Consider the following 15,861-nt stretch of genomic DNA (forward strand, 5'->3'; position numbering starts at 1 on the left):
CTTGCCCGGATTGCAGCCGGCAACAGAGAGACCAATGCTGCACGCGCAGGCAGAAGGAAGACTTCTTCCATCCCGGCGGAACGGAACAATTGTGCTCGTATCATCAATTTGAGTTTCAGGGAGCGGCCCGCTAGCCGACTCGATGGCATCAGGGTCCGCGGAGGGCGCCATGCGCCAGTGCGGTAGAATACGCGGTCTCGATCCAGCGCCTGGCGCCGTGGGCGACTCCGGCGGCCCGTCGGTCTTGTCCGACCTGCGTGCCTCCCCTATGTTCCATGAGAGTCTCGGCCGTCATCATTACCAGGAATGAAGCTCACAATATCGGGCCATGCCTCGAAAGCGTGTCCTGGTGCGAAGAGGCGATTATAGTGGATTGGGCCAGCACGGATGACACTGTGGCGATTGCGCGTGCCGCCGGCGCCACCGTCATCCAGACCGACGACTGGCCTGGCTTCGGCCCGCAGAAGAACCGCGCGGTTGACGCCGCCACGGGCGACTGGATCCTGAGTCTCGACGCCGACGAACGTGTCACGCCCGCCCTGCGCGACGAGATCCTGGGCCATCTGAAGCGGTCCGACGCCCACGCGCTTGCGCTGCCGCGCCTGTCAGCGTTCTGCGGCACCTTCGTGCGCCACGCCGGCTGGTACCCGGACTATGTGACCCGCGTCTTCCGCAAGGGCCGCGGCCGCTTCACGGATGACCTGGTCCACGAACACCTGAAAGTGGACGACCCGGTCACCCATCTGCGCGAGCCGCTGATCCATTACAGCTACCGCACATTGTCGGACGTGCTGCGCAAGATCGACAGCTACTCCAGCGCAGGCGCGCAGCAGGCCTACGCGCGGGGCAAGCGTAGTTCGGTGGCGTCCGCCGCGGGCCACGGCCTGTGGGCCTTCATCCGGACCTACCTGCTCAAGCGCGGCTTCCTGGACGGCAGCGCAGGCTTCGGCGTGGCGCTGATGAATGCGCAGGCAAGCTACTACAAGTACGCCAAGCTGGCGCAGTTGCAGGCCGACACCGATCTCAAGGCAGCCGCCCCTGAGGTCACCCGTTGAGGCGCCGGCCGCCCCTCCCCTTTATTCCATGCATCGATGAAAGTTGGCATCTCCTGCAATCGCTTCGGCGCTGGCGGCGGCCTGGAACGCTATGCGCTCGACATCAGCCGGGCCATGGCAGGCCGCGCCGGCACCGAGGTGTCGGTCTACGCGCGCCGCTTCGACGCCGGCGTGGCAGAGTCGGCCGGCATTGTCCCGCACCGGATCGTGGTGTCGTGGCTGCCCGGCAAGCTGCGCGACCGCTACTTCTCGTGGCGGCTGCAAGCGCGCCGTCCCGCGGACGAAGTGCTGATCGGCTGCAACCGCGTGCGCGGCTCCGATATCGCCATCTGCGGCGGCACCCATCGCGGCTATCTCGGCGCGCGCGGCACGACAGCGCGCCGCTCCGACCAGTGGCAGATCGACCTGGAGAGTGCGCAGTATGCTGGCGCGCACCGCGTGGTGGCACATTCGGCGCTGATGCGCCGCGAGGTGATCGAGCTGTACGGGATGCCGCCGGACCGCGTGGAACTGATCTACCCGCCGGTCGACACGCAGCGCTTCACGCCGGTCGACGCCGACGCGCGCGCCGCGTTGCGCCGTGAGTTCGGTTTCGGTGACGATGAGGTCGTATTCCTGTTCCCGTCTTCGGGCCATGCCCGCAAGGGTTTCGACCTGCTTGCCGACTATTTCTCCAAATCGGACCTGCCGATCACGCTTGCCGTGGCCGGCCGTCCGGTCGGGCGCACCATCCCGCGGGTACGGGAACTGGGCTACAGCAGCCGCATCGACGCGCTCTACCGCGCCGCGGACTTCACCATCCTGGCGTCGGGCTATGAACCGTTCGGACTGGTCGGCGTGGAATCGGTGCTGTGCGGCACACCGCTGGTCTTTGCCGACAATATTGCCTGCCTGGAGGTGATCCGGCCGCAGGCGGTGCATGCCTTCGCACGCGATCGCGCCGAGACGCTCGAGCGCGCGATTCACGCCGCGGTCGACGCGGCACGCAGCGGCCAGGGCCGGCTGGCGAATCCGATGGCGATGCTCAACTACGATCCGGGCATCGAGGCCCACGTCGACGCGCTGCTAGCACTGGCGGCCAGCGCGCGCGCCGCCCGGCAGGCGGCCTGAGACCGCCGCTGCCGTCGGCTTATTCGTAGAGGGTACTGACGCTGTCCGGCGACAGTGCCAGCCGCAACGCGGTCAGCGCCTCGTCGGAGGGCACCACCTTCCAGTCCGCTCCGAGCATGGCCTCGCACGAAGCCGCCCCCGACTGGTAGTGGATGCGCACCGGCAAACCCTGTCCACCGCTGGCGCGGGCCAGGTGCGGCATCAGCAGTTCGCGCAGCATCCCGGTCGAGGAATTGCCATTCATCGACAACCGCACGGCGCTGGCAAACTTGACGCGTGCGGCCACCAGGTCCATCACCGATTCCGCCGTAAACCTCACCCCACCGGTAAACGTATCGTGCCGCGCGTTCCCCGTGGCGATCAGCAGCTCGTCCTCGCGGAACATGTGCCGGTTGGCGTCGAACAGCTCGTTGAACACCGTCATCTCGACCAGCCCGGTGCCGTCGTCGAGCGTGACGATCACCATCTTGCCGCGCTGCGTCATCTGCGTGCGGACGCCGCTGATCACGCCGGCGATGGTCTTGCCGCGCACGTCGCGGCCGAAGCCGCCGCCGTTGCCCTGCACTTCCTTTTCCAGCGCGGCCAGCGTGCCCTTGTTGAAGCGGCGCACCTCGTCGCGGTAGGCATCGAACAGGTGGCCTGAGAAGTAGTAGCCGAGCGCCTGCTTCTCTTCCTGCAGCGTGCGCTTGGGACTCCAGCGCGGCTCGTCGAGCAGCTCGGGGCGGTGCGCATCGCCGGCATCGCCCATCAGGTCGAACAGCGACACCTGGTTGGCGGACTCGGCCTTCTGCTCGGCGGCCTCCATCGCGATCGGCACCGAGGCCAGCAGCTGGGCGCGGTTGTCGTTCAGGCTGTCGAAGGCGCCGGCGCGGATCAGCGCCTCGATGGTGCGGCGATTGACCTGGCGGCGGTCGACGCGTTCGCAGAAGTCGAACAGATCGGTGAACGGGCGCTCCTCGCGTGCGCGCAGGATATCTTCGATCGCGCCCTGGCCGCTGCCCTTGATGCCGCCAAGGCCGTAGCGGATGGTCTTGGGGTCGGTCGGCGCGAAGCGGTATTCGCTGGCGTTGACGTCCGGCGGCAGCACCGCGAGCTTGTTGAACTTGCAGTCCTCGTAGAGGATCTTGACCTTGTCGGTGTCGTCCATGGCGAGCGACATGTTGGCTGCCATGAATTCGGCCGGATGGTGGGCCTTGAGCCAGGCGGTGTAGTACGCCAGCAGCGCATACGCGGCCGCGTGCGACTTGTTGAAGCCGTAGCCCGCGAACTTCTCCATCAGGTCGAAGATATCGTCGGCCTGCTGCGCGGAGAGGCCGTTCTTGTCGGCGCCTTCGCGGAACATGACGCGATGCTGGGCCATCTCCTCGGGCTTCTTCTTGCCCATGGCGCGGCGCAGCAGGTCGGCGCCGCCGAGCGAGTAGCCGCCGATGATCTGCGCCATCTGCATCACCTGCTCCTGGTAGACCATGATGCCGTAGGTCTCTTTCAGGACGGGTTCGACGCGCGGATCCGGGTACTCCACCTTCTCGCGGCCGTGCTTGCGCGCGCAGAAGCTGGGGATCAGGTCCATCGGGCCAGGGCGGTACAGTGCCACCAGCGCGATGATGTCCTCGAAGCGGTCAGGCTTGGCGTCCTTCAGCATGCCCTGCATGCCGCGGCTTTCCAGCTGGAACACGGCGACCGTGTTGGCGGTCTTGAGGATATCGAAGGCGGGACCGTCGTCGAGCGGGATATGGCTGCAGTTCCAGTCAGCCTTGCTGGGGTCGAGACGGCGGATATAGCGCTCGGCCCAGTCCAGGATGGTCAGCGTGGTCAGGCCCAAAAAGTCGAACTTGACCAGGCCGGCGGCCTCGACGTCGTCCTTGTCGTACTGGCTGACCACGCCGCTCATGCCGTCGTTCTGCGCGCCCTGCGTGTACAGCGGGCAGAAGTCGGTCAGCCGGCCGGGCGCGATCAGCACGCCGCCGGCATGCATGCCGACGTTGCGGGTCATGCCTTCGACGCGCTGTGCCAGCTCCAGCAGCTGGCGCACTTCTTCCTCGTTGCTCTCGCGCTCGGTCAGCAGCGGCTCTTCCTTCTTGGCTTCCTCGATGGTGACCAGCTTGCCCGGCTTGAACGGGATCAGCTTGGCGATGCCGTCGACAAAGCCGTAGCCGAGATCGAGCACCCGGCCCACGTCGCGCACCGCGGCCTTTGCCGCCATGGTGCCGAAGGTGGCGATCTGCGATACCGCGTCCTTGCCGTACTTCTCTTTCACGTACGTGATCACGCGATCGCGGCCGTGCTGGCAGAAGTCGATGTCGAAGTCGGGCATCGAGACCCGTTCCGGGTTCAGGAAACGCTCGAACAGCAGCGCGTACTTGAGCGGATCCAGGTCGGTAATGCCGAGCGCATACGCGACCAGCGAACCGGCGCCCGAACCGCGGCCCGGTCCCACCGGCACGCCGTTGTTCTTGGCCCAGTTGATAAAGTCCGCCACGATCAGGAAGTAGCCGGGGAAGCCCATCTTGATGATGGTGCCGGTCTCGAATTCCAGCCGTGCGTAGTATTCCGGGCGCTTGGATTCGCGCACCGCCTCGTCGGGGAACAGCACCGCCAGGCGCTTCTCCAGCCCGTCCTTGGCCATGTAGACCAGGTAGTCGTCCAGCGACATGCCGTCGGGCGTCGGGAACAGCGGCAGGCGCGGCTTGCCCAGTTCCAGCGTCAGGTTGCAGCGGCGCGCGATCTCGACCGCGTTCTCCAGTGCCGAGGGGATGTCGGCGAATAGCGCGCACATCTCGTCCTGGGTCTTGAAGTACTGGTCGGTGGTAAAGCGCCGCGTGCGGCGCGGATTGGCCAGCAGCTCGCCCTCGGCGATGCACACGCGCGCCTCGTGCGCGGTGTAGTCGTCCGGCGTCATGAACTGCACCGGATGCGTGGCCACCACCGGCAGTTGCAGTTCCGCCGCCAGTTGCACGGCCTGCTGCACGTAGGCATCGGTGCCGGCATTGCCGGCGCGCTGCAGTTCGATGTAGAAGCGCTGCGCGAATACCGTGGACCAATGCTGTGCCGCGCGGCGCGCACCGTCGGCATTGCCGTTGGCCAGCGCCATGCCGATATCGCCACCCATTGCGCCCGACAGGGCGATCAGGCCGGTCGCGAGCGGCAGGTCGTCTTCGCCGGGTTCCAGGAACCAGGCCGGATCGATCTCGGCGCGGCCGCGGTGCTGGTTGCCCAGCCACGCGCGCGACAACAGCATGCACAGGTTCAGGTAGCCGCGGCGGTCCTGCACCAGCAGCAGCAGGCGCGACGGCTTGTCGCGGTCTTCGGCGTTGGTGAGCCAGACGTCGGCACCGACCACCGGCTTCACGCCCTTGCCGCGCGCCTCCTTGTAGTAACGGATCAGCCCGAAGGCGTTGGCGAGATCCGTCAGGGCGAGCGCGCCCATGCCGTCGGCGGCAGCGGCCTTGACGGCGTCTTCCAGGCGGACGATGCCGTCCACGATGGAGTATTCGGAATGCAGGCGGAGGTGTACGAAGCGGGGTGCAGACATGGGCGACATTGTACCGGCTCGGGCCGCTGGCATGCCTCCGATATTGCGTGCGGGCGGCCTGGCGCGAGGGCCCGGCATAGCTGATCGGAGTGCTTGGGAATGCGCGGCGGCGGCGCCCGCACGCGTTATAATTTCACCTTTCCAATCAGGCAGTTATCGCAAGCCGTCGGCGCCCTTCGGGACGCGGCCGCGCAGGCGCAGTCTCCCATGCAGATCGTCAATATTTCCGCTTACAAATTCGTCTCGCTGGACGACATCGAGACCCTGCGCCCGGCCATGCGCGAGCGCTGCGAAGCGGCCGGCCTGAAGGGCACGATCCTGCTCGCGCCCGAAGGCATCAATATGTTCCTGGCCGGGCCGCGCGCAGCCATCGACGGTTTCATGGACTGGCTGCACGCCGATGCGCGCTTTGCCGATATCGCGCCCAAGGAAAGCCTGTCGGAAAACCAGCCCTTCAAGCGCATGCTGGTGCGCGCCAAGAAGGAAATCATCACCATGAAGATGCCGCTGATCCGCCCCGAGGAAGGCCGCGCGCCGTCAGTGCGTCCGGCCGAACTGAAGCGCTGGCTGGACCAGGGGCACGACGACGAAGGCCGCCCGGTGGTGATGCTGGACACGCGCAATGATTTCGAAGTCGCGGTTGGCACGTTCGAAGACGCCGTGGAATATGACATCGCCAAGTTCAGCGAATTTCCCGAGGCGGTGGCGGCCCACAAGGCGGAGCTGGAAGGCAAGACGGTGGTGTCGTTCTGCACCGGCGGCATCCGCTGCGAGAAGGCGGCGATCCATATGCAGGAAGTCGGCGTCGAGCGCGTGTACCAGCTCGAGGGCGGCATCCTGAAGTACTTCGAGGAAGTCGGCGGCAGCCATTATCGCGGCGACTGCTTCGTCTTTGACTACCGCACCGCGCTGAACCCCAACCTGGAGCCGGCCGGCCCCAAGCAGTGCTTTGCCTGCCGCGCGGTGGTCACGCCGCAGGAGCAGCAAAGCCCGCACTACGTGGTCGGCAAGAGCTGCCCCCACTGCATCGGCAGCAAGGACCAGGCCGCAGCGTAAGAAGCCGGCGGCTCAGGCGGCCAGCAGGTGGTAAAGATTGCGCAGCATGCCCGCGGTGGCGCCCCAGATAAAGCGGTGGCCGCCAGTCTCGCGCGGATAGGGCATGGCGTAGAACACCCGCTCGCCGTCGACCCAGCGGAACAGCCGCCGTTCGTGGTGGGATGGGTCCATCAGAAACGCGAGCGGCACCTCGAAGACATCGGCAACCTCCGAGGCATCCGGGCGCAGCGTGAAACCGTCGCGCACCAGCCCTACCACGGGGCTCACGTGGAAACCGGTGCCGGTAATGTAGTCCGGCAGCGCACCCAGCACTTCGACATAGTCGCGCGCCAGCCCCACCTCTTCTTCCGTCTCGCGCAGCGCGGTGTCGATACGGTTGACATCCCATGACTCCTGCCGCCCGCCCGGGAAGCTGATCTGCCCGGCATGCGCGCTCAGGTTGGCATTGCGCTGCGTCAGCAGCACCGTCAGGCCGTCATGGCGCTCCACCAGCGGCACCAGCACGGCGGCGTCGCGCAGTCCGCGGCTGCGGTCATAGACGCGCGATTCATCGGTCAGCTCCGGCGCCCAGGCCGGCGGCACCCGGAAGCGGTGCCGGATAAAGTCCACCTCAAGCCGCGGCGCGCTCAGGGCGCCGTTGCGCAGGTCGGTGTCGATGACGGGGAGGGATTCGGGATCGAAAGCAGGACGCATAACATCGCAAGTATGACAGAAGCGCGCATTCTGGCGCTGCAGCAAAAAGCGCCTGCCGCTTCCATCGTTGCGCCGCGCCAATGCAAAAAGGGCACCCTGGGGTGCCCTTCCTGAGGAAACGCTGGCCGGGCTGCCCCGGCCGGCATGCCCAGCTTACTGCGCAGCCTTGGCAGCGACAGCAGCCTTCGACACCAGCTTTTCCTTGATACGTGCGGACTTGCCCGAACGCTGGCGCAGGTAGTACAGCTTCGCGCGACGCACGTCGCCGCGACGCTTCACTTCGATGGCAGCGATCAGCGGCGAGTACAGCTGGAACGTACGTTCCACGCCTTCACCCGACGAGATCTTGCGCACGATGAAGGACGAATTCAGGCCGCGGTTGCGCTTGGCAATCACGACGCCTTCGTAGGCCTGCACGCGCTTGCGGTTACCTTCCACCACGTTCACGCTGACAACCACGGTGTCGCCAGGCGCGAATGCGGGGATGGTCTTGTTCGCGGTCAGACGCGCGATCTCTTCCTTCTCGATCTGCTCGATGATGTTCATCGTTTTTCTCCGTAGCCATCGTGCCGGCGTTGTATGCCCCAGGCATTGCCCGGGCCCCGGCAGAGGATGGGGTTTTACCTGGCGGGGGTCTCCCCCCGCCCTTCCTTCGCCGCCCATTCCGACAAGAACTTCTCGTCGGCCCGGGTCAGCAAACCTTGTTTGCGAGCGGCCTCGATCAGATCGGGACGCTTGCTCGCGGTATTGGCCAGCGCCTGCTGGCGCCGCCATTTCTCGATCTCGGCGTGATGGCCCCCGAGCAGGATCTCGGGCACCCGCACGCCTTCATATTCTTCCGGCCGCGTGTAGTGCGGACAATCCAGCAGGCCGTTGACAAAGCTGTCCTGCACGGCCGACTGCGCATCGCCCAGCACGCCCGGCAGATGCCGCACCACGGCGTCGATCAGCGCCATCGCCGGCAGTTCGCCGCCCGACAGCACAAAGTCGCCGAGGCTGATTTCCTCGTCCACGCGGCGGTCGATCAGCCGCTGGTCGATGGCCTCATACCGGCCGCACAGCAAAACCAGGCCCGGCCGTTCGGCCAGTTCCATCACCTTGGCATGCGACAGCGTCTTGCCCTGCGGCGACATCAGCACCACATGCGGCTCTGGCACGCCGGCCTGCGCCTGAGCCGCCACCGCGGCATCGATCGCGTCATCCAGCGGCTTGGCCAGCATCACCATGCCGGGGCCGCCGCCGTAAGGACGATCGTCGATGGTGCGGTAGTTGTCGACCGTGAAATCCCGCGGATTCCAGGTACGCAAGCCATAGCGCTGCTGCTTTGCCGCCCGGCTGGTGATACCCCAGTCGGTCAGCGCGCGAAACATGTCGGGAAACTGCGTGATCACATCGAACTGCATCCGCTCTCTCCCTTCCGAACCCCGCACCGCGAAGGCACGGGTTCAGTAATCGAGCCCCCAGTCGACCACGATGCGCTTGCCCGCGGTATCGACCGAGCGCAGGAACGCATCGACAAACGGGATCAGCCGTTCACCGGCCTTGCCGTCAGGGAGCACGCAGGCCACCTGCAGGATCTGGTGGGCACCGTTGTCGATCAGCCCGGACACCTCGCCCAGCAACTCGCCTTGCTCGTTGCTGACGGTGCAGCCGATCAGGTCGACCCAGTAGAACTCATCTTCTTCCGGCGCGGGAAAATCCGCACGCCGGATCCACACGCGACGGCCCTTGAGCGCTTCCGCAAGATTGCGGTCGGCCACGCCGGACGCTTGCGCCACGACGGTGCCGCTGTGCTCGCGCGACTGCGCGATCTTCACGCAGACGGGCTGGGCACGCGACGCATCGGCCGCCACCAGCCCCGCCTGCGGCGGTGCCAGCAGCCACCAGCGGCGGGCATGCAGCAGGGCCGAAGCATCATCGGCATGCGGCAAGACCTTGATCCAGCCGCGGATGCCGTAGGCAGCGCCAATATAGCCGACCTCCACCAGGTCTTCCGGCAGGGGGTCGGCATACAGGAGCGCCGCGGGCAGTTTGCAAGCCTTTTGCGGCTCGCCCTGGGGCTGAACCAGCGGTCGGTTCAGCGGCCGGGCGGCGCCCTGCTTTCGTTCAGTCACGTGTGCAATAAGAACGCGCCCGGCCGGCCGCAAAAACGGCTCGACGGGGCGCGCTGCAGGCGACTATCAGGCAGCAGCCTTGGCGGCGCCTTGCTTGACCAGGCGGGCAACGGTCGGCGACAGCTGAGCGCCAACACCTTGCCAGTAGGCCAGGCGGTCTTGCGCCAGGCGCAGGCCTTCTTCACCTTCCGTAGCCAGCGGGTTGTAGAAACCAACGCGCTCAATGAAACGACCATCGCGACGGTTGCGCGAGTCGGTGGCGACGATGTTGAAGAACGGGCGCTTCTTGCTGCCGCCGCGAGCCAGACGGATAACGACCATGGAATGATTCCTCAGAAAACGGGGTGTTCGAGGACGTTCGAACACGAAACGCAAGAGTATAGCCCAATTACCGAGGCCAAACAAACACTTAGGTGATTGACGCGCGCCTGCCGTGCAGGCATCGTGGCAAAAACCGCGACAGGAGGCCCGACATGCGCCCCGTTCTGCACTTCATGGCCCGCACCTTACGGCCTGCTTCCCTGCTCGCCATTGTACTGCTGGCAGGCACCGGGTCCGCGCCGGCCGCCCTGCCGCTGGACCAGGTCCGGCTGCCGCCTGGTTTCCGCATCGAGGTGCTGACGCAGGACGTGCCGGGTGCACGCGCCATGGCGATGTCGCCGTCGGGCACGCTCTTCGTCGGCTCGCGCAGCGAAGGCAAGGTCTACGCGGTGACCGACGCGCTGGGGGCCCGGCCGCGCGTGCGCACGGTCGCCACCGGGCTGCGCATGCCGGTCGGCGTGGCGTTGCACGACGGCAGCCTGTACGCATCCTCGGTGTCGAAGATCGTGCGGATCGACCATATCGAGGCCAGCCTCGACCAGCCGCCGGCACCAGCGGTGGTGAGCGACCGCTTCCCGACGGACGGGCATCACGGCTGGAAATTCATCGCCTTCGGCCCCGACGGCTACCTCTACGTGCCGGTCGGCGCGCCATGCAATATCTGCGCGCCGGACGAGAACCGCTACGCCAACATCATGAAGATGAAGCCCGACGGCAGCGACCTGCAGGTGGTGGCACGCGGCGTGCGTAACACCGTCGGCTTCGACTGGCACCCGGCCACGCGCGAGCTGTGGTTCACCGACAACGGGCGCGACCGCATGGGCGACGACGTTCCCGACGACGAGCTCAACCGCGCCACCGCTGCCGGCCAGCATTTCGGCTACCCTTACTGCCATGCCGGCACGGTTGCCGATCCCGAATACGGCAGCCAGCGCCCCTGCGCCGAGTTCGTGCCACCGGTGGCCCGCCTGGGTGCGCACGTCGCGGCCCTGGGCATGCGCTTCTACACCGGCACGCAATTCCCGGCGGCCTACCGCCACAACGTCTTCATTGCCGAGCACGGCAGCTGGGACCGCAGCGAGCCGTCCGGCTACCGCGTGGTCCGCGTGGCGCTGGACGATGCCGGCAAGGCGGTGCGCCAGGAGGTGTTCGCGCAGGGCTGGCTGCGCGGCGGCAGGCCGTGGGGCCGCCCGGTCGATGTCCTGGTTGCGCCGGACGGTTCGCTGCTGGTCAGCGACGACCTTGCCGGGGCCATTTACCGCATCCGCTACCGACCCTGAATCCCGCTGAAAACCCCACGGAACGGGGGTCTTGGTGGCCGAAACAATCCGTTACACCGGTAACGGGATTGGCATAGGCGCCCCGATGGCCCATGCGTACCATGAACCCATCTTCCAACAGCAACACAGTGCGTCAGGAACCTGGGAATCCGCATGCTCACCCGCTCTCTCCTGCGCGACCTGGTGGCTGGCATCCTGGTGGCCTCGGGCCTGGTCGGCGCGGTTGCCACCAGCCATGCCCAGGTCGCGTTCTGGCAACAAGTACGGCCCGATAGCCGGTCCGCACGGATGCAGCCGCAGCCCCGCGACGGCTGGCAGATGGCCAGCGTGCGCGCCGAGAGCCGCGAGCACGTGCAAGCCCAGATCGACCGCATGGAAGCACGTGCCCGTGCCGACGACCGCCTGAGCGGGCGCCGCGCCGCGCTGGCTGGTGCCCGCGACGACAACCGCGGCCGCGGCCAGGAACGCGACAACCCCAATGAAGCCCGCAACGACTCCCGGCCAGGCAACGTCGGCCCCGGCTGGCAGGCACGTGGCCGCGACAATGGCCGATAACGGTCGCTGCTGACGGCTGTCGGCGCAACCCCGCCCATTGCCGCACGGCCCAACGGTCTTTCGGCTGTTCGCGGAACTCCGCCCCCGCTCTCCCTGTCTCTATTTAAGTGTGTGCCCCGCTTTCCGGGTGCCACGCACAGGCTGCCGCCCGGCGCTGTCCGGGGCTCACAGCGTGCCGTCCAGTGCAGACGGCAATCGAACTGACCTGCCTCTGCCCGACACCTCCTGCCGGACCCGATCAAGACGGCACGGGCGCAGCCTCCAGAAAGACAATAACAATAATTCTGTGAGGTTTATCATGCCATCCCTTCTTAGCGACCTGGCCGAACATGCCGGCCAGTTATCGCTGTCGATCCTGTTCATGGGCATCCTGACCCTGGTCCTCTACGGCGAAACACATATCAGCGAGCACGCGGTGGCCTTCCTGGACGGCCTGCAGTCAGGCTGGCATTAGCGCCGTCCTGCGCGTCTTCTGACGCACTTCCCTTTCTTGCGCTGACTGCCGGCGTACAATGTGGGCCGGCCGGTACCCATGTGCCGCCGTTCCTGTGCCGGTGCATTGCCGGCCCGCAACCGCCGGAAATCCGACCATGCCTGCAGCCACGCCAGCCCGCCATTCCTCGACGCTCGCCTCGCCGCCCGCCCGCGGCAAATCGAAGCTGCTGACGGTGGCGCTGGCGTTCCTGTGCGGCAGCCTGGGCGCGCATCGCTTCTACCTGGGCGGCCTGCGCGATCCGTATGGCTGGGTGCACCTGCTGGCGCTGCTGGCAGGCGCGATCGGCGTGGCCTCGATGGCGACCGGCGCGGGCAGCCCGGCGCTGAACTGGACCTTCGCCGTCGCCGGCGGAGCCTCTGTCATCAGCGCCTTCCTGGCGGCCATCGTCTACGGGCTGCGCCCGGACGACAAATGGGACGCGCGCTTCAACCAACTCGGCAAGCCTACACGCTCCGGCTGGCCGGTAGTGATCCTGGTGATCCTGTCGCTGCTGATCGGCACCGGCCTGCTGATGGCCGGGCTGGCATTCAGTTTCCAGACCTTCTTCGAATCGCAGGTCGAGGCCGCCCGCGCGTTGTCGCAATAGCTGCCGCGGCGACATTGGCGCCGTGCATTTCGACCTGCTCGACATCGCCGTCTTCGTCCGCGCCGCGGCGCTGGGCAATCTGTCGGCCGCCGCGCGCGACCTGGGCTTGTCCACCTCCAGCGCCAGCGCCCGCCTGGGCCGGCTGGAACAGTCGCTGGGCAGCCGCCTGCTGCATCGCACCACCCGGCGGCTGGCACTCACCGCCGACGGCGAGCGCTTCCTGCCACATGCGGAGCAGTTGCTTGCCACCGCGGCTCTTGCCAGCGCATCGGTCGGCACCAGCGCCGAGCGCCCGCGCGGGCAGTTGCGCGTGACCGCGCCGGCGTCCTTCGGGCGCCAGCATGTCTCGCCGGCGCTGCCCGAATTCCTTGCCGCCTACCCCGATATCGCGCTTGACCTGCGCCTGACCGACCAGGTGATCGGACTGGTCGATGCCAGCATCGACGTGGCGCTGCGCATGGGCGTGCTGCCCGATTCCACGCTGGTGGCACGCGCGCTCGCACCCAGCCACCGCGTGATCTGCGCCTCACCCGCCTACCTGCAGCGCCACGGCGTGCCGCGCCACCCGGACGACCTGCGCCAGCACAACTGCCTGGTGCTGGCCGACCAGTCGGCGTGGCGCTTCAATACGCCGCTGGGCGAGACCGTGGTGCACGTGCGCGGCAACCTGCGCGTGGATAACGGCGAAGTGCTGCGTGATGCGGTGGTGGCCGGCGTCGGCATCTCGCTCAAGTCGACCTGGGATGTGGGCCCGCTGTTGCGCAGCGGCGCGCTCGTGACAGTACTGGACGAATACCCGGTGGTGCCGGCAGTGTCGATCTGGGCAGTGTTTCCCAGCCGGCACCTGGTACCGCCCAAGACACGCGCCTTCGTGGATTTCTTCGCCGAGCGCTTCGGCAACCCGCCCTATTGGGACCGGCCCGATACCTAGAGCGCACTGCGCGCTTGCGCACGATCAAGGCCGGCGCAAACGGCGGCTCTCCTTTCCGCCAATTCGCCCATACTGTTAGAGCCGACCGATTCCGGCGGCGTCACGCGCGGCGGGGCCACACCCTGGCGCAAAGGAGCAAGCATCGACATGCCAACCTATGAGGAAGGACGCCTGGCGGCGATCGCTGTCAGGCTGGCGCTGTCCTCGGGACTGCCGCCATCGAGCGCGAAGGCCGCGCTGGAACTCGCCAGCAGCATGATCGGCGACCAGCAGGCCACCGAACGCGCCCGGAAGACTCAGAACAGCGAACCCTGCGGATCGTCCTTGCCGCGGGGCCCCCTGACTGGCGGGCGGAAACGCGACGTATCCAGCTCGAACCGGTTGTAACGAAACCCTAGCCGTTCGGCGGCCTTGTAGAAACGCTGGCGCAGCAAGTCCGCCCACACGCCCGTACCGCGCATGCGCGAGGCAAAGCTGGCATCGTAGGCTTTGCCCTCGCGCATGTCGCGCACGCGGTTCATCACCCGTTCCGCGCGCTCGGGAAAATGCGCCAGCAGCCATTCCTCGAACAGAGGCCGCACTTCCCAGGGCAGCCGCAGCACGATGTAGTTTGCATAGACGGCGCCCGCTTCGTGCGCCGCTTCCAATACACGCTCCAGGTCGGGTTCGGTGATGAACGGGATCACCGGGGCGATGCTCACACCCACCGGGATGCCGGCGTCGGTCAGCGTGCGGATGGTGCGCAGCCGGCGTGACGGCGTGGCCGCGCGCGGCTCCAGCGTGCGCGCGATGCCAGCATCCAGCGTGGTGATGGTGACCGCCGCCACCGCCAGCCGCTTCGCCGCCATCGGCGCGAGCAGGTCGATATCGCGCTCGATCAGAGACGACTTGGTAATCAGCGCCACCGGGTGGTCGCACTCGTTCAGCACCTCCAGCACGCCGCGCGTGATGCGCTGTTCGCGCTCGATCGGCTGGTAGGCGTCGGTGTTGACGCCCAGCGCGATGGTCTCGCAGCGGTAAGACGGCCGTGCCAGCGCCTCGCGCAACCGCTCGGCGGCGTTGGCTTTGGCATAAAGCTGCGTTTCAAAGTCCAGCCCTGGCGACAGGTCCAGGTAGGCGTGCGTCGGCCGGGCGAAGCAGTAGATGCAGCCGTGCTCGCAACCGCGGTAGGGGTTGAGCGAGACATCGAACGGGATGTCGGGCGATGCATTGCGCGTCAGGACCGAACGGGCGCGCTCGATATGGACTTCCGTGCGCAGCGGCGGCAGCGGCGCTGCCTCCGGCGACGGTGCGGCTTCGGTGGTACGCGGCGCCTCTTCTGGTGCACTGCTCCAGCCATCGTCGAACGCTTCACGCAGGTCGCGCTCGAAACGCCCCTGCAGGTTGCTCACGGCGCCTCGGCCCTTGCGCGCCACGGGCGGCCGCGGGCCTGCCTGCGGCGCGAGTGCGTCGGGGTCGGCATCGGGCCGCGTCGGGCGGCTGCCGACAGGCTTGGGTTTCGGCGGGGGGCGCTCCATGCTGGCCTTGGTCACACTGCCTGGCTCTTCTCCTCGACGGAAATCGCCAGCGTCTCCTTGATCTCTTCCATCACCACATAGCTCTTCGACTGCGCTGCGCCGGGCAGCTGCAGCAGGATGTCGCCCAGCAGCCGGCGGTATTCACCGATCTCGCGGATGCGCGCCTTGATCAGGTAGTCGAAATCGCCCGATACCAGGTGACATTCCAGCACTTCCGGGATACGCAGCACCTCGCGCCGGAACTGCTCGAACATATTGCCCGACTTGTTGCCCAGCGAGATCTCGACGAACACCAGCAGCGCGCTGCCCAGCAGCGCCGGGTTCAGCCGTGCGTAGTAGCCCATGATGACACCATCGCGCTCCAGGCGCTTGACGCGCTCGATGCAGGGCGTGATGGTCAGCCCGACCGCTTCGGCCAGGTCCTTCATCGACATCCGGCCGTCGCTCTGCAGCGCCGTCAGGATCTTGCGGTCGAGCCGGTCGAGGGTGCGCATGGGCTGGCGACTCGTTCTCATGAGTTTTTCCTGTTTTCCTGAGAAATTCGATAACAATGACTGGATTGGTTTCAATAGTATAGAGATAAATCCTTTATCAACTTGTCACCGCAGTTGGAGC

The 15,861-nt window shown here is 66.8% G+C and carries 16 protein-coding genes; 8 read left to right on the forward strand and 8 right to left on the reverse strand.

Annotated features, from left to right (window positions below):
• Nucleotides 1-275: 275 nt before the first annotated feature.
• Together C265_RS08300 and C265_RS08305 are read left to right on the forward strand one after the other, a co-directional pair.
• Complete coding sequence (locus C265_RS08300) at nt 276-1,055, forward strand: glycosyltransferase family 2 protein (protein ID WP_037023915.1); 780 nt, start codon at nt 276-278, stop codon at nt 1,053-1,055.
• A 36-nt stretch (nt 1,056-1,091) separates the two neighbouring features.
• On the forward strand, nt 1,092-2,165 hold the full coding sequence (locus C265_RS08305; protein ID WP_010812920.1) for a glycosyltransferase family 4 protein: 1,074 nt from the start codon (nt 1,092-1,094) through the stop codon (nt 2,163-2,165).
• A 19-nt stretch (nt 2,166-2,184) separates the two neighbouring features.
• Here the strand turns inward: C265_RS08305 and dnaE are convergent, their stop codons facing one another.
• Complete coding sequence (dnaE, locus tag C265_RS08310; protein WP_010812921.1) at nt 2,185-5,697, reverse strand: DNA polymerase III subunit alpha; 3,513 nt, start codon at nt 5,695-5,697, stop codon at nt 2,185-2,187.
• A gap of 207 nt (nt 5,698-5,904) precedes the next feature.
• Between dnaE and C265_RS08315 the strand changes: the two genes are divergently transcribed.
• A complete protein-coding gene (locus tag C265_RS08315; protein WP_010812922.1) occupies nt 5,905-6,753 on the forward strand; it encodes a sulfurtransferase in 849 nt (282 codons plus the stop codon).
• Between the two features lie 12 nt (nt 6,754-6,765).
• Here C265_RS08315 and C265_RS08320 read toward each other — a convergent pair whose 3' ends face one another.
• From C265_RS08320 to rpsP, 5 genes are all read right to left on the reverse strand, one after another.
• A complete protein-coding gene (locus C265_RS08320; protein ID WP_010812923.1) occupies nt 6,766-7,446 on the reverse strand; it encodes a CoA pyrophosphatase in 681 nt (226 codons plus the stop codon).
• A gap of 153 nt (nt 7,447-7,599) precedes the next feature.
• Nucleotides 7,600-7,992, reverse strand: coding sequence for a 50S ribosomal protein L19 (rplS, locus tag C265_RS08325; protein WP_010812924.1), 393 nt, complete (start codon nt 7,990-7,992; stop codon nt 7,600-7,602).
• Between the two features lie 74 nt (nt 7,993-8,066).
• Nucleotides 8,067-8,849 carry a tRNA (guanosine(37)-N1)-methyltransferase TrmD gene (gene trmD / locus C265_RS08330; RefSeq protein WP_010812925.1) on the reverse strand — a complete coding sequence of 261 codons (783 nt, stop codon included), beginning with the start codon at nt 8,847-8,849 and terminating at the stop codon, nt 8,067-8,069.
• A gap of 42 nt (nt 8,850-8,891) precedes the next feature.
• Nucleotides 8,892-9,515: a ribosome maturation factor RimM gene (gene rimM / locus C265_RS08335; protein WP_051398514.1), complete on the reverse strand. Its 624-nt coding sequence runs from the start codon at nt 9,513-9,515 to the stop codon at nt 8,892-8,894.
• A 111-nt stretch (nt 9,516-9,626) separates the two neighbouring features.
• The gene (gene rpsP / locus C265_RS08340; protein WP_010812927.1) at nt 9,627-9,881 is read right to left on the reverse strand and encodes a 30S ribosomal protein S16; all 255 of its coding nucleotides are present in this window, start codon (nt 9,879-9,881) and stop codon (nt 9,627-9,629) included.
• 152 nt (nt 9,882-10,033) lie between these two features.
• Here rpsP and C265_RS08345 point away from each other — a divergent pair, with 152 nt between their 5' ends.
• The 5 genes from C265_RS08345 to C265_RS08360 all read left to right on the forward strand — a co-directional run bounded on the left by C265_RS08345 (nt 10,034) and on the right by C265_RS08360 (nt 13,729).
• On the forward strand, nt 10,034-11,161 hold the full coding sequence (locus C265_RS08345; protein WP_010812928.1) for a sorbosone dehydrogenase family protein: 1,128 nt from the start codon (nt 10,034-10,036) through the stop codon (nt 11,159-11,161).
• 153 nt (nt 11,162-11,314) lie between these two features.
• Entirely contained in the window at nt 11,315-11,716 is a 402-nt protein-coding gene (locus tag C265_RS08350) for a hypothetical protein (protein ID WP_010812929.1), read from the forward strand.
• A gap of 298 nt (nt 11,717-12,014) precedes the next feature.
• On the forward strand, nt 12,015-12,170 hold the full coding sequence (locus C265_RS32480) for a hypothetical protein (RefSeq protein ID WP_010812930.1): 156 nt from the start codon (nt 12,015-12,017) through the stop codon (nt 12,168-12,170).
• A 136-nt stretch (nt 12,171-12,306) separates the two neighbouring features.
• Nucleotides 12,307-12,798: a TM2 domain-containing protein gene (locus C265_RS08355; RefSeq protein ID WP_010812931.1), complete on the forward strand. Its 492-nt coding sequence runs from the start codon at nt 12,307-12,309 to the stop codon at nt 12,796-12,798.
• A gap of 22 nt (nt 12,799-12,820) precedes the next feature.
• Nucleotides 12,821-13,729 carry a LysR family transcriptional regulator gene (locus C265_RS08360; RefSeq protein ID WP_010812932.1) on the forward strand — a complete coding sequence of 303 codons (909 nt, stop codon included), beginning with the start codon at nt 12,821-12,823 and terminating at the stop codon, nt 13,727-13,729.
• A gap of 296 nt (nt 13,730-14,025) precedes the next feature.
• On the opposite strand, the gene C265_RS08365 is transcribed toward C265_RS08360, so the two are convergent.
• Together C265_RS08365 and C265_RS08370 are read right to left on the reverse strand one after the other, a co-directional pair.
• On the reverse strand, nt 14,026-15,246 hold the full coding sequence (locus tag C265_RS08365; protein WP_371258345.1) for a PA0069 family radical SAM protein: 1,221 nt from the start codon (nt 15,244-15,246) through the stop codon (nt 14,026-14,028).
• Between the two features lie 11 nt (nt 15,247-15,257).
• Nucleotides 15,258-15,761, reverse strand: a complete 504-nt coding sequence (locus tag C265_RS08370) for an Lrp/AsnC ligand binding domain-containing protein (RefSeq protein WP_010812934.1) — start codon at nt 15,759-15,761, stop codon at nt 15,258-15,260.
• Nucleotides 15,762-15,861 lie beyond the last annotated feature (100 nt).

This window comes from Cupriavidus sp. GA3-3, from assembly GCF_000389805.1.
Taxonomy (GTDB): Bacteria; Pseudomonadota; Gammaproteobacteria; order Burkholderiales; family Burkholderiaceae; genus Cupriavidus; species Cupriavidus necator_D.